This is a genomic window from Providencia stuartii (genome assembly GCF_029277985.1).
Lineage (GTDB): Bacteria > Pseudomonadota > Gammaproteobacteria > Enterobacterales > Enterobacteriaceae > Providencia > Providencia zhejiangensis.
Genome location: NZ_CP119546.1, coordinates 190,931 through 205,942, shown reverse-complemented (window position 1 = coordinate 205,942; position 15,012 = coordinate 190,931). Strand labels below are relative to the sequence as shown.

Here is a 15,012-nt window from a genome sequence, read left to right as displayed (position 1 = left end):
CACGCCCTTATTTTATGCACTTAAGCCTTATTACCAAATGGTGGCTTAGCAAACCACACGGTAATAATCAGCCCGATAAATACCCATCCACATAACCAAAAGATTTCATTTGCAGCAATGATTAACCCTTGGCTAGTAATCTCTTGCGCAATGAAACCCGATGTTTGCTCATGGCTTAAACCATGTGCTCCCATCTCTTTATACATCTGCAAAGATTCTGGATTATAGTCTGTAATGTATTCCGTTAACTGACTATGGTGAACTGATTCCCTATCACTCCACATCGTTGTTGTGATTGAAGTGCCTATCGAACCCGCGAGTGTACGGAAAAAGTTTGCCAGACTTGATGCCGAAGCCAGTTTCTCTGGCGGTAAACCAGACAGGGTCAACGTGGTTAATGGCATAAAGAAACAGGCAACCGCCATTCCTTGCACCAATTGTGGCCAAACAACGGCTGAGAAGCCCATACTAGGCTCAAAAGTATACGCTCGCCAGAAGAAACAAATCGCATAAAACACAAAGCTAAACGTCACTATCCAGCGGATATCTAAGAAATCTGATAGCTTAGCAACGGGCGCAGAAAATAAGACGGGTAATAAACCAATTGGTGCGAGCGCTAATCCAGCCCATGTTGCGGTATAACCATAGACCTCTTGCAATAATTGAGGCAAGAGAACAATGGCACCAAAGTAAGCCATATAGGCCAAACTGACAGAAATCGTCCCAATGGTGAAGTTACGTGATTTAAAAAGGGATAATTCAACCACTGGGTTTTTGTCGGTCAGTTCCCAAATCACCAAGAAGACTAAAGCAATCGCTGAAATAACCGCTAAAATCACAATTTCATTCGATGCCAACCAACCAAGCTCTTTCCCTTTATCCAGTAGTACCTGAAGACAACCCACCCCTACGGATAGTAATGCCAGACCAATCACGTTAAACGGTACATTCACGACTTTCGATTCCATTCCTTTAAGAATAATAGAACCGACGATAACCACGAAAATACCTAACGGTACGTTCATAAAGAAGATCCAGCCCCAATGGAAGTTATCACTGATATAACCACCAAAAATAGGGCCAAATACGGGGGCTAAAATGATTGTCATTGACCAAAATGCCAGCGCCATATTTTGCATTTTGGGTGGATAACAACGCATGATCAGACTTTGTGAAAGGGGGATCACAGGCCCTGCGACAGCACCTTGTAAAACACGAAATAAAATTAACATGCCAAGGCTGTCGGAGAAACCACAGAGTAATGAAAATACGGTGAATAACGCTGTTGCCCATAGGAAAACGCGGACTTCTCCAAACCGTTTGGCAAGGAATCCAGAAATCGCGATAGAAATAGCATTAGAAACCCCAAATGAGGTGATAACCCATGTTCCTTGAGACATAGAAACACCGAGATCACCTGCAATTGTTGGTATAGCAACGTTAGCAATGGTCGAATCTAGCACCTGCATAAAAGTTGCTAACGACAATGCAATCGTTGCCCATACCAGCTTTGCGCCCTTTAGTGGTTGAATATCTGCCACAGCCACTCCTTTCGGGCTAATCCGCGTTTTCGTTAATAATGGTGTCGATCACTGCATCGACATCAGCCAGTTTTAACACCAATACGTCACTTTCAAAAGCCGGTGTTTCACGCTGAATCTCAGCTAATACAGGGCCATTTTGGTCTTTAATATCAATCGTTGCATTCATTGATAGCCCGATACGTAATGGATATTTTGCGACCTGCTCCGGCTCTAATTCGACACGAACAGGTAAACGCTGTACCACTTTGATCCAGTTGCCCGTTGCATTCTGTGCGGGTAACAAAGAGAAGGCACTTCCTGTTCCCATATCTAAGCCAACAACCTTGCCGGTATACACAATATCATCACCATAAAAGTCGCTGGTTAGAGTGACAGGCTGTCCAATACGCACCTTCTCAAGTTGGGTCTCTTTAAAATTGGCATCAACCCACACAGGTTGCACTGGAACAACAGCCATCAAAGAACCTTGTGGGCTAACTTGAGAACCGACTTGTACATTACGGCGTGAAACATAACCAGTAATAGGGCTTTTTACTTCAGTGCGTTGCAAGGTAATCCATGCATTACGCACATTGTCAGCCGCCTGTTGAATAGCGGGTTGTTTTTTCAGCTCGGTATTACGCAACAGGGCACGGTTGGCATTATATTGTTGAATGGATATATCCAGTGCGGCTTGCGCCAACTGCACGGCTTCTTGAGAATGCTGTAAATCTTCTTTCGAAATTGTGCCACTGCGACCCAAAGCAACTCTTCGTTGATAATCTTTTTGTGCTTGCGCAAGTGAGATACGATTTTTTTGAATCTGCGCCAAATACTCATCACCATTGATATACAACTCTTTCGTTTTCCGCACAGTGGTCGCTAAATCGTGTTTTGCTTGCTCATAGGCTAACTGTGCATTGGTTTTATCAAGAACCACCAGCACATCACCGGCTTTCACTAAATCTGTATTTTCAAAGTTAACCTGAGTCACGTTGCCTGTTGTTTGCGCAATAATCGGCACCTGCACACCAGAGACATAGGCATCATCGGTATATTCTTGAAAACGTAATACAAGAAACCAATAAGCACCATAGGCAACAAATAGAAGAACAATAATAATTGAAGCGATAACCATCCACACTTTTCGACGTGTTTCTTTCTTCGTTTTTTGATTGGTTTCTGCTGAATTTGTAGGTTGATCCATAATAACTCTCAGGGTCTCACGCTTTATTAATCACTGCCCTTATATTTACGAACTAATGCTAATAAAGCAATAGAGAATTCCATTTAGCATTATTAATTTCAAAATTTATTCTTAATTAGATATTAACATTCTCATCATTAAATGATGAGAATGTTCAATGGTGAGCATCTTAAATAGAATCAACTTAACTTAATGAATTTTAAAGATTATTATATTTGACTTTTCTTGCCCCTAATTATTATGATAATAAAAAAGATTATTTTTAATACATCGATTTTTGATGATTTCCATCAGCACTCGTCAGCTTTATTGCGCGTTGGCTTTATTCGCATATTTCGCATATAAAGTATCGCTAATTTACTTGATATTGATCCAACTCAATGTTTTGATATATCAGAATTAGTTGCTGTTACATTTGAATAATACATGTGCAGAATAATAATAAATAAAAAGTATCTGAATACCCTAGATCATCCTTATATGATCAAAATAATTTTCAGTATCACTAGAAAATGATGAGCATGAAACAATAAATATCATTCTATCGTTCATAATGAGAACTATAATAGAAGACTGTTAGCCCCGACTGCTTTGATTCAGGAGAGGTAATGAAAGAAACGAAGGTATCCTCAACTCAAGCTCTGATCGTTGATCAACTCTTTGCCGGAAATTATCGTGACCCTTTCTCCTTCTTAGGTATGCATCAGCAAGGGAGAAAAACATATTTTCGAGTATTACTACCCAATGCTCAGCAAGTCACCGTCCTTGACAGGCTAACCGCAGCCCCTGTCATTCAATTATCACGCGTTGACCCACGTGGTTTTTTTGTTGGTGACGCAGCAGACTTAGATACTAACTTTACCTATATCTTGCAGGTTGACTGGGGTGACTCGCAACAAATCATTGAAGATCCTTATCGTTTCGGCACATTACTCCATGACTCGAATACTCAAGGTTCTCCTCAAACGTGCTCATTTGAGATATTAGGTGCACATATCAAGCAGTTGGATGATATCTTAGGTACCCATTTTTGTGTGTGGGCACCAAATGCGCAACGGGTTTCAGTGGTGGGTGAGTTTAATTTTTGGGATGGTCGTCGCTATCCAATGCGCTACCATCCAGAAAGCGGTATCTGGGAAATATTTCTTCCTGCTATCCATGCTGGTACTCACTATCAATATGAAATATTAGATGCAAAGGGGCAACTCCAATTAAAATCTGACCCTTATGCTTTTCGTAGCCAATTACGGCCAGATACCACATCCATCATTTCTCCACTGCCCAAAAAATCTATACCTACACCGCAACAAATTCAGGCGAACCAACGTAATGCCCCTATTTCAATCTATGAAGTTCACCTTGGCTCTTGGCGTCGCTCACATAATGGCACAACATGGTTAAGTTACAGTGAGTTAGCAGACACATTACTGCCTTATGTCAAAGAAATGGGGTTCACCCACCTAGAGATATTGCCCATTAGTGAACACCCTTTTGATGGCTCTTGGGGCTATCAGCCATTGGGGATTTATTCCCCTACCAGCCGCTTTGGTTCTCCTCAAGATTTAATTGATTTTATTGATAAAGCACACAAGCTCGGTATCAATGTTATTCTTGATTGGGTACCTGGCCATTTTCCTTCTGATAGCAGTGGACTCGCCAATTTTGATGGGACGCCACTTTATGAATACGCTGACCCAAAAGAAGGCAAACACCGTGACTGGAATACTCTGATCTACGACTACCGTAGCCGTGAAGTGCGTCAGTTTTTATCTGATAACGCGATATATTGGATTGATCGCTTTGGTTTTGATGGCTTACGCGTCGATGCTGTTGCTTCCATGATTTATCGTGATTATAGCCGTCCTGACGGCGAATGGATTGCCAATGAATACGGAGGCAATATTAATCTCGAAGCCGTTAGCTTCTTACAAGAGACCAACGAGCGATTGCATAAAATCCAGCCTAATAGCCTCATGGCAGCTGAAGAGTCGACAGACTTTTCGGGCGTTACCTTGCCGCCATCCCTTGGTGGACTCGGTTTTAACTACAAATGGAATATGGGGTGGATGCATGACACCTTAAGTTATCTACAACTCGATCCACTCGCCCGAAAATATCATCACAACAAAATGACATTTAGTGTCATGTACGCATGGGCTGAAAACTACATACTTCCTTTATCCCATGATGAAGTGGTGCATGGCAAAGGGTCGCTATTACGCAAAATGTCAGGTACGCCCGAACAGAAATTTGCCACCCTACGAGCCTATTATGGATTTATGTGGGCGCATCCTGGCAAAAAGTTACTTTTTATGGGTGGGGAGATAGCCCAATGGCGCGAATGGGATCATGATAGTGAACTTGATTGGCACCTAATTGATATTCCAACTAGCCCACACTCTGGTGTGCAACGCTTGGTGAAGGTTCTCAATTTAATTTACCGTAATACGCCGGCACTTTACGATAATGATCACCATGAAAAAAGCTTTGAATGGGTGATCGTCGATGACGATGACAACGCCGTTTTTGCATTTATTCGCTATGCAGAAAATGGAGATCCACTGCTCGTGATCAGTCATTTTACACCTGTAACTCGCCCTCATTATCGTATCGGCGTCAAACAAGCGGGTCGATACCAAATTTTATTAAACACAAGCGAGCAACTCTATGGGGGGAAAGAAACCCAATCGACCTCCCACATTATGACCCAACCCATTAAGGCTCATGGTTATGATCATTCTATTGAATTAACACTCCCCCCTCTATCAACGCTATACCTGAGCCTACGGCCAACCACAAATCAATAAGGAGTAAAAATGAAAGTATTACATGTTTGTGCCGAGTTTTTCCCTTTATTAAAAACAGGTGGGTTGGCTGATGTTGTGGCCGCACTTCCGCCAGCTCAGCGACAGTATGGTGCAGATGCAAGGGTGTTAGTTCCGGGCTTTCCTGCCATCATCAATCAAGTATCCGACAAACAGAAAGTCACCACACTCAATACATTTGCTGGTGAAATCACCTTATTTTATAGTCAATACCAAGGCACGCCACTGTATATTATTGAATCGCCGCATCTTTATCAGCGCGAAGGCAGCCCTTATCACGATGGTTATAATAATGCATATCAAGATAATTACCGTCGATTTGGTCTATTAGGCTTTGTTGCAGCAGAACTTGCGAGAGGATGTGATCCCCTATGGCAAGCAGAAATTGTCCATGCACATGATTGGCATGCCGCCCTTGCTTGTGCCTATCTCGCCGCGTACGGATACCCTGCTCGTTGTATGTTTACAATACATAATATTGCTTACCAAGGGCTATTTTCCCCTCATCATATCCATGAGCTTTGGTTACCCCCTGAGTTTTATAATGTTGAAGGAATGGAGTTTTTTGGTCAGCTCTCCTTTATGAAAGCAGGTCTATTTTATGCCAACCATACCAATGCGGTTAGCCCAACCTACGCCAAAGAAATTTTAAATCCACATTATGCTTATGGCCTAGATGGATTGCTAAATCGACTCAGTCATGAACAACGTCTCAGCGGCATTCTCAATGGCATCGATACGGAAGTATGGTCACCTTCAAGTGATACATTCATTGCGCAAAAATACAGTGCACACAATTTAAAAAATAAGGTGAAAAATAAGCTTGCTTTACAGAAGTCTCTCGGTCTTGCGCAACAGACTGACAAGCCTATTTTTGCTGTTGTCAGCCGTATGACTCGCCAAAAAGGGTTAGATCTGATCCTTGATATTTTACCGGATCTACTGAATTCAGGGAGTCAGTTTATTTTACTGGGTAACGGCGATCATGATCTTGAAAATGCTTATCGTCATGCACAATCGCAATATCCTGATCAGATCCGCACCATCATTGGCTATGATGAGCCGCTATCCCACCAAATCATTGCAGGTACAGATGTATTAATGGTGCCAAGTCGTTTTGAACCTTGTGGCCTGACTCAGCTCTATGCATTACGGTATGGCACTCTCCCCCTAGTACGTAATACCGGAGGCCTTGCTGATACCGTGACAGATTGTTCCTTAGAAGCTATCAAGCGCGGAGAAGCAACTGGTTTTGTGTTTAATGAAAGCCATGCCTCTGACCTCAAGGCCGCCGTTGATCGTGCACTTGCTTTATGGGATTCCCCAGCACAATGGCAGCAAGTACAACGAAACGCAATGGCTCGGGATGTGAGTTGGCAAAAGTCGGCTGAAACATATTTAGAAGTGTATCGCAGACTGCTAACCCAATGAGTGTTCAATGAGGTTTAAAGCCGCGATGCGGCTTTAAATTCTCACTACCCTGTCATTCCCCTGCATCTCGCCATTCAATCATGCGTTGCTGTTTACAATCAATTTGCTGATTTAATTTATATTAAAGAAAGCGGGCATGATTAAATGCCCGCTTGAAAGATTGAATGCATAAACGATTATTTATGCTTCGATATCAATACTCCAGTCACGGCCTTCCCAGCCCTTGGCATCAAATCTACGTGTAAACTGGATCGTTTTTCCTGCTAATGCGCTGACATCTAATGCAACACCATATAGCCCTAAACCAAGTGGCTGGCTGCTTTGCTCTTTAATATTTTGCCAATGATCATAACCATAATGCAGAACAAATGGCTCTTGCGCTTCAATCCATAGCTCACGATCTGCGGGCACGGCCCCGCAAGACAAATTATCACGCCAATGACGTGCCCGTGGCGCTAGCGATTTTTGACCATAATGCTCACTCACCGAGTGCAACTGTTCAATAGGCACACCCGTTTTTTGCACGTAAATTAGTTTGATTAATTCCGCATGTGCCCAAATCAGTGGCATCGCACTACCACTCGGCCTGCCCGTTAATAACCCTCTTTCTGGAATACTTTCTTTATCCCAGATTTGTTCAGGCAACATACCGCCAGTACTGGCCGAGGCTAAGATCGCATTTAAATAAGGTTGAATATCTTGTTTACAGGCCGCGGCATAGTGGCCTCGTTCACCACTGAGTAATGGCCATAGGCGACCTACACCACTTCCATCAAATGCGCGTCCATCCTCATGTTCACCATAACCATCTTCGTTATAACGATAATAATATGGACCTTCCGGCAAGTTCACACATAACTGTTTATCCACCAGTTTGGTGGTATCTTGAATACGTTTATCTGACGCTTTACGTAGCCCTAAGCGCACTAAATAGAGATATTCCATCCCCAATAACGCACGCGTGTTAATTGTTTCATTATTACGGTTACGTAGCATCACATCGCCAAAGCGGGCTGAATGGCAATTCGGATTTAAACGGATATAGTGTCCTGAAATACCCAACTCATGGTCAAGTTCCGTATTAGAGACATAGACCCAAGATTCTAATCGCTCATTCCAATCATCAGCCAAATCAATAGCGTATTGCTTATCACCTTCCTCAAGGAAACCCGCTTTCGCTCCAGCCACCAATGCAGCAATCGAGACTGATAGTGTGAAAGGGTTAATTCCTGAGTTCTCTTCCCAACGATCTTGTGGGCTAGCAGGTCCATATTGTGCGATAAAAGCGAGTGCCTTACGTGCCATATGCACCGCTGCCCCACGCATTTCGCCAAGTAAGCCTTGCTCATGTAATTTTGCGGCAAATAGTACCGGTAGTGCGACTTCATCCAGTTGAATCCCCTGCCAATAAGGGCGACCATCAGTAAAATTGTTCTGCATCCAATGCCCATCAGGCTGCTGAATGGCTATCAAATAAGCCAGTAAAGCTCGCACTTCCGTAATCAACCCACAAGCTAGCATCGCAAAGCCGACTTCAACCGAATCTCTCGGCCAAACAAGGTGATAACCCCCAGGGTCTTTATGGGTATCCCCCCATGGTGTACTTAAACTCGCCACCAGTGAGCCGGGAAAGGTTCTACCTTCGTGCGTCTTTAATACTACAACTGAGGTGCGCACAGCATCGGATAACTTTTTCGGTAATTTATCGAGTTCAGGAAAATTGACCGTTTCATTCCATTCAGCCCATAAATAAGCGTACTGGCGCTTTGCTTCCTGATAACCTGCGGCAAGAGAGCTATTTGCCAGAGTTATAGCTCCTTGTGCACTATCTGAAAAAGCTAATGCGAGTACTCCTGAATTACGATTCAACTCTCCCAACATTGCGACATTACCAGGACCTGCCTGTTGATATTCCCAATGCATTCCACCGTTTTGGCTAAAATCTTGCCAGCCGTCAGAACTTCCCACATAACCCACACTGCCACGAGCAAAACCACTTTCAGCAGACAAAATAAGGTATTGTCCATTCTTCTGAGCCGCCAAACCCGCAGGAGTCACTGACGCATAATTATTGTCGCCATCCCCTCCAAGATGTGGTGCTAAGAGTGGGTATAGCCGCAGTCCCTCACCTTCAAGGTGATAATGAATCAGCAATACATCTCGGGCTGGGTCAGTGATAATTTCCAGCTCAAGACGATAACGTTCATGTTGATGTACGATTTTCGGAATAGGTAAAGCAGATGATGGCGTGGTTAAGCTATATTGATGAACTCGCTTAACTTCTGACCAAAAATCATCCCCAGCAATAATAAACCCTAAATCTCGAATTTGCGGAGTACTACAAGAAGGCCAGTAGACTTCATTTAAAATCCCATACCCGACAGTAAACCATACACGCCCTTGTCCTATCGCAGTGCCTACCATATCTTTTGCACTACTCGTCCAAGTTGCGGTGCTACCGGGTGCCCCCGGTGCTTGCTGTGCTATCATTCGCGACTCTCCTGTTCAAAGAGTGAACGCCATTGATGCCCTGTACGCATAATTCGTGATTGCGTATCCGGCCCTTGAGTTCCCGCTTTATACAAATCAGGCATACCTTTCTGCCATGCTTTTAATGCAGGATCGATAATCCGCCACGCCCACTCAACCTCATCAAAACGCAAGAAATGCGCGCGTTCACCATGGAGCGCATCAATTAAAAGCTGCTCATAGGCGGACACCTCATATTGTCCAGGCTGTGTATAGGGTGCACTGAGGGTAATGCCATGTGTATTTAGATGCATACCCGGTAATTTCGCCGTCATATGCATATCCATCCCCATCGTCGGAGCTAATCTGAACACCAGCCAATTATTATCAACCTGAACATTTTCCGGTAATGCGCCTGCTGGCGCTTTAAATTGCACCGCAATTTCAGCGTAATTATTCGCAAGGCGTTTACCGCTACGCAAATAAAAAGGCACCCCTTTCCAGCGCCAGTTATCAATTTCAATTCGTAATGCGGCAAAAGTTTCAGTATTAGTGTCGACAGGTATACCCGGTTCATTGCAGTAGTCTGTTGCCGTTTCACCGTTCACTTGCCCAGCACAATATTGTCCTCGAACCGCCCAATCGTTCGCCTCCATATCATCCGTAGGCCTAACGGACTTGAGTACTTCAACCTTATGGTCACGTAGAATTTCACCATCCCAGCGGCCTAACGGTTCGATTGCAGTCAGGGTCAGTAGCTGCATAAGATGGTTTTGCAGCATGTCACGCATTGCCCCTGAATGATCGTAATAAACCGCACGGTTCTCTACACCAAGGGTTTCGGCATAGGTAATTTGTACCTGCTCAATATGTTCTGCATTCCAAACAGGGGCAAGGACACGATTTGCAAAGCGGAAGATCATTAAGTTTTGTGTCGCTTCTTTTCCCAAGAAATGGTCTATGCGATAGACCTGTGATTCATCCCAATAAGCATGAACTTGTTCACGCAATGCTTTTGCTGATTCGAGATCTGTGCCAAAGGGTTTTTCAATTAAGATACGACGCCAGTTATCGGGACTCTCTTTGGATAATCCTGCCTCACCTATCGCCTGTGCTGCTTGCCCAAATAAGGTAGGAGGCAATGCAAGATAAAACAGCGCCGATGGTGTCAATTTGCTTTCTAGCGCTTGCAAAGCCGATGCTTCAAGTGAACCACTGACAAAATCTAAGTGCTCACTGAATGATGTCCATTCTGCTTCATTAAAATCGGCAATAAATTCAGCCAGAGCGTTATGAATATGCTGTAAAAAAGCTTCGCGATCCCATTTATCAATTGAGTAACCAATAATATTGAGTTCAGGGATCAGGCCTAATCTATGCAAGCGAAATAATGACGGCATTAATAAACGTTTGGTCAGATCACCACTTGCTCCCAATATTACCAATGAAAGACGACTCATTGATCTCCCCCCTGCTCTGCTGCTTTTTCTTTATGTCCTCCAAAAGCATGACGCATTGCCGACTGAACGCGATCTGCAAATAAATCATTATCACGAGAAGCAAAACGTGAATACAGAGTGCTTGTCAGGACTGGAGCAGGAACCCCTAAATCGATAGCTGCGGTTGATGTCCAGCGGCCTTCTCCCGAATCAGAAACTCGTCCTGCATAATTCTCCAAGTCAGGGGATTGGTGCATCTCTTGTGCGATCAGATCAAGTAGCCAAGATCCAACCACACTACCGCGGCGCCATAATTCACTGATCTCGCCAACAGGTAATTGATATTGATAATATTCAGGGTGTTCCAGTGGCGCAGTTTCCGCATCCGCAGCAACAGGATTAAGCCCTTGATCTGCATGCTTAAGGATATTCAGTCCTTCCGCATAAGCCGCCATCAAACCATATTCAATACCATTGTGCACCATCTTAACAAAGTGACCGGCACCACTCGGGCCACAATGTAGGTAGCCTTGTTCTGCTGGTGACGGTTCGCCTTGGTGACCTTCAGTACGTGGTGCGGCATCGACGCCAGGCGCTAATGCACGAAAAACCGGTTCTAAATATTCATAATGCGCTTTCGGCCCACCAATCATCTGGCAATAACCACGTTCTTCTCCCCATACACCGCCACTGACACCAACATCCATATAGTGAATGCCGTCGGCTTTCAATGCATTAGCACGACGAATATCTTCAGTAAAATGGGAGTTTCCACCGTCAATCAGTGTGTCACCTTTTTCGAGTAACGGTTTTAACTGAGCAATGACCGTATCGACAACCGCTGCGGGCAACATAAGCCAAATATGTCGGGGTGCCTGCATGTTTTTCACCAATTCCTCAAGTGAGTGGTTAAAAACAACGCTGTCGGGTAATTGCTGACGAATCGCTGCATTTTGATCATAAACAACACACGAAATACCGGCTTGTTGGATGCGACGCACCATCGCGGCCCCCATTCTGCCAAGCCCAATAAAACCTAATTGCAGTTGATTTACAGATGATTGACTCATAGGTTATTCCCCCAAATTCTGATTCCACCAAGAAAAGCTTTGTCGTTATCGCCACGCCGTACATGCTCAGGTAGTTCAGCAAACTGATGCACATTACCCCCACCGATCACAATGTAATCCGGCATAAAGGCTTGATAAAATAAATCCACTATCGTTAGCACACTCTGCCGCCATGTCTCATCCCCAACCGATTCACGATAGTGTTCGCTCACATAATATTCGTAGTCATGTTCTCGATAGGGTAAATGGGCAATTTCCATTGGCTGTAGCTGCTGATTAGCCACTAATGCACTGCCTAACCCAGTACCTAATCCTAAAAACAACATGCTGCCACCTTCATAGCTACCAACAGCTTGCATTGCAGCATCGTTAATCAGACGAATAGGGCACGGGAATGCATTCACTAAATTAAAATCAACCCAACCACGTCCTAAATTAACGGGTTCTTTGAGAATACGATTACCAGAGATAGGGGATGGAAAGCCAATGCTGACGCCATCAAATAAACGCGTATCAATGCATTGGTTGACATCATGAATAAATTGCTCTGGCGTCATAGTGTGACCAGAAACAAATTCGATAGCAGGGGTGTTAGGGGCGGTATACAGTTTGACATGTGTACCACCAACATCAATAACTAAAATTCGTTTGGTTGTGGGAACATCCGAAATTGTAATGACACAAGATGTTTTACTCGTTAAAGACATAGAAAGGTTTCTCCGCTTTGCCAACATAGGCAATGGATGTTGTATTACAGGAAACTCCCGAACCTAAATCGATAACCGCAAGCCGATCTAGGCGAACAACTGTCTTCCTTCTGGTGTTGAAATGACGGTGCCGAAATACGTCCCCGTCAATAATCGATAACAAGATTACATTTTATTTTTTGTCGATAAAAAAAGTATACCTATAAATAGTTTTAATAAAAGTAAAAACGCTTTTAATTAAATAAAACTTAATTATCTTTTTATTTAATTATCATTAAATGACTACTTTTAGTCTTATTTTCAAATAATAAATCACTATTGATAGAATTTAAATAATCATATAAATACCGTCATTTTGCGCTCTTTGTTTTTTATTTTTCATCATCTATGATGATTAGGAAATGGAGATAAGCATTTATATCCAGATTAGAACCTTTTATGAAAAACTCATTCAATGATCGTTAATTATTAAGGTGAAATTATGAAAAAATATTTTATTGTCGGTATTATTGCTGCTTCATTAACGAGCCTTTCCGCCATGGCTGAAGAGAAGAAAAACGATACTAAGCCCCTAAACGAATGGACATGTGAAGAGTTTTTAGCGATCGATGATAACTTTTATCCAACCGCTGTCGGCTTTGGTGAGTTATTAACGAAAAAAGATAAAGTCGAAGATGCCGTGCTAGATGTTGATGGTATTCAAACCCTAACACCTCTCGTGATTGAGGCTTGTAAAAAAGAGACTAAGGCTAATTTTGTTGAGCAAGTTAAAAACGCTAAAAAATAAGTCTTCCTTGTTGGTTGCGTAGCCTTTTGGCTACGCAATACATTCACCATATCACACCCTTTTATGATGGATGTGATTTGGTTTTTCCTATTTCATCATGTTTCCTCATCAGCCAAAATTCACTCTCTTATCCGATGAATATGGCGTAACGCTGATAACGTCATCATTAAGGCAATCAAAACGCCCATTGCCGCAATTAAATAGATACCTCTATAACCCAACGTAGCGACTACCATTCCTGCAAGTGGTCCAGTCACACCGTAAGCAATATCTTGGAATGCAGAATACCCCCCTAATGCGGTACCTCGCATTTGTGGTGCAACAGCTTTAACCACTTCCGTGCCCACCGCGGGATAAATCAAGGAGCAGCCAGCACCTGTTAATGCCGCACCGAATAACGCGATGCCGTATACGGGAGCTAACCACAATGTTATCAGACCAATAAACTCAATTAATAACGAAATTAGCGCAATGCGATAACCATTGACTCTATCCGGTAATCCTCCCCAAAATACGCGCACCAACACAAAAGCACAGCCAAATGCACTCATCGCAAGGCCGGCGTTGCCCCACTGCTCTGACACAAAATAAAGCGAAATAAATGTACCAATCGCCGCAAAACCAATGCCTTTTAGCGCTAATATCATTCCCATTTTCCAGATCTTACGAATGACAGACCAGAAAGGAAGTAAGTTCCCCTGTAAAGGCGTAACAGAACGAACAGACCCATTAATTAGCCAAGAGATACAAGGTAACAGCATGACTATCCCCCCCACTGCCATGAATCCATATTGCTGATAAATGATAAGCCCTAATGGCGCGCCAACCGCTAATGAACCATAAATAGCCATTCCGTTCCAAGACATGACTTTTCCAGCATTTTCTGCACCTGCAAGCCTCATTCCCCAAGTTAAGTTACCTGTTAAAAGCTGACTTTCACCTAGACCTAGCACCAAACGTCCAATAATGAGTAAGAGTAGTTGGTAGATTGACGAAACTGGCAACAATATGGCTAGCAGGCAAAATACCCCCGATATGCCACAGGCACTCATACCTTGGAGAGTCGTTCTTTTCGCACCTTTTTGATCGGCTAGGCGCCCTGCATAGCCTCTTGTCAACACCGTTGCTAAAAACTGCACACCGACCACAACCCCTACCCAGACATCGTTAAATCCGAGTTCTTGATGAACGAAAAGCGGAATAACCGTTAAAGGCAAACCGATGGTCATATAAGAAAAAAACATGGAGATAGAAATTCGAAGCAGTGGTATTGGCGAATTTGGCGCGGACGTCGACATCATTAAAGGTTATCCATATTCACAACATCATGTTTATCTCTGACATTAAGTGAGCAAATTAATAATGTCAATTGAGTTTATTTTGGTATTTTACGTTAGCGTTAATTTGAGATCCTTATAAATAACCAATTGAAATTTATTATTTTTATTTATAAATAAAATCACTCTTTTAATTCTATTATCATTAACCTATTCACCATTGTGTAAATACTCAATAACACTGAGGTTACTCTTTATTTATCATTTTACTTCATAC

The 15,012-nt window shown here is 43.1% G+C and carries 10 protein-coding genes; 3 read left to right on the top strand and 7 right to left on the bottom strand.

Going from position 1 to position 15,012, the window contains the following annotated elements:
* Positions 1 to 20: 20 nt before the first annotated feature.
* The gene (locus P2E05_RS00875; RefSeq protein WP_163860509.1) at positions 21 to 1,541 is read right to left on the bottom strand and encodes a DHA2 family efflux MFS transporter permease subunit; all 1,521 of its coding nucleotides are present in this window, start codon (positions 1,539 to 1,541) and stop codon (positions 21 to 23) included.
* Between the two features lie 16 nt (positions 1,542 to 1,557).
* Positions 1,558 to 2,730 (bottom strand): multidrug efflux MFS transporter periplasmic adaptor subunit EmrA, encoded by a 1,173-nt coding sequence (gene emrA, locus P2E05_RS00870; RefSeq protein WP_154623247.1) that lies wholly within the window; start codon positions 2,728 to 2,730, stop codon positions 1,558 to 1,560.
* A 608-nt stretch (positions 2,731 to 3,338) separates the two neighbouring features.
* Here emrA and glgB point away from each other — a divergent pair.
* Together glgB and glgA are read left to right on the top strand one after the other, a co-directional pair.
* On the top strand, positions 3,339 to 5,537 hold the full coding sequence (gene glgB, locus P2E05_RS00865) for a 1,4-alpha-glucan branching protein GlgB (protein WP_163860508.1): 2,199 nt from the start codon (positions 3,339 to 3,341) through the stop codon (positions 5,535 to 5,537).
* A 9-nt stretch (positions 5,538 to 5,546) separates the two neighbouring features.
* Positions 5,547 to 6,986 carry a glycogen synthase GlgA gene (glgA, locus tag P2E05_RS00860; RefSeq protein ID WP_154622639.1) on the top strand — a complete coding sequence of 480 codons (1,440 nt, stop codon included), beginning with the start codon at positions 5,547 to 5,549 and terminating at the stop codon, positions 6,984 to 6,986.
* Between the two features lie 180 nt (positions 6,987 to 7,166).
* Here glgA and P2E05_RS00855 read toward each other — a convergent pair whose 3' ends face one another.
* The 4 genes from P2E05_RS00855 to P2E05_RS00840 are packed head-to-tail and all read right to left on the bottom strand — an operon-like array spanning position 7,167 to position 12,671.
* Positions 7,167 to 9,476, bottom strand: coding sequence for a glycoside hydrolase family 15 protein (locus tag P2E05_RS00855; protein ID WP_272657815.1), 2,310 nt, complete (start codon positions 9,474 to 9,476; stop codon positions 7,167 to 7,169).
* Complete coding sequence (zwf, locus tag P2E05_RS00850; RefSeq protein WP_154622637.1) at positions 9,473 to 10,915, bottom strand: glucose-6-phosphate dehydrogenase; 1,443 nt, start codon at positions 10,913 to 10,915, stop codon at positions 9,473 to 9,475. Before zwf ends, P2E05_RS00855 begins: the two co-directional genes overlap by 4 nt.
* Positions 10,912 to 11,964 carry a phosphogluconate dehydrogenase (NAD(+)-dependent, decarboxylating) gene (gene gnd, locus P2E05_RS00845; protein ID WP_276122975.1) on the bottom strand — a complete coding sequence of 351 codons (1,053 nt, stop codon included), beginning with the start codon at positions 11,962 to 11,964 and terminating at the stop codon, positions 10,912 to 10,914. The genes zwf and gnd overlap by 4 nt, the downstream gene beginning before the upstream one ends.
* Complete coding sequence (locus P2E05_RS00840) at positions 11,961 to 12,671, bottom strand: ROK family protein (RefSeq protein WP_154622635.1); 711 nt, start codon at positions 12,669 to 12,671, stop codon at positions 11,961 to 11,963. Before P2E05_RS00840 ends, gnd begins: the two co-directional genes overlap by 4 nt.
* Positions 12,672 to 13,152: 481 nt before the next feature.
* Here P2E05_RS00840 and hdeA point away from each other — a divergent pair, with 481 nt between their 5' ends.
* Positions 13,153 to 13,458, top strand: coding sequence for an acid-activated periplasmic chaperone HdeA (gene hdeA / locus P2E05_RS00835; protein ID WP_154623420.1), 306 nt, complete (start codon positions 13,153 to 13,155; stop codon positions 13,456 to 13,458).
* Between the two features lie 119 nt (positions 13,459 to 13,577).
* Here the strand turns inward: hdeA and P2E05_RS00830 are convergent, their stop codons facing one another.
* Positions 13,578 to 14,756, bottom strand: coding sequence for an MFS transporter (locus P2E05_RS00830; RefSeq protein ID WP_276123098.1), 1,179 nt, complete (start codon positions 14,754 to 14,756; stop codon positions 13,578 to 13,580).
* Between the last annotated feature and the right edge of the window lie 256 nt (positions 14,757 to 15,012).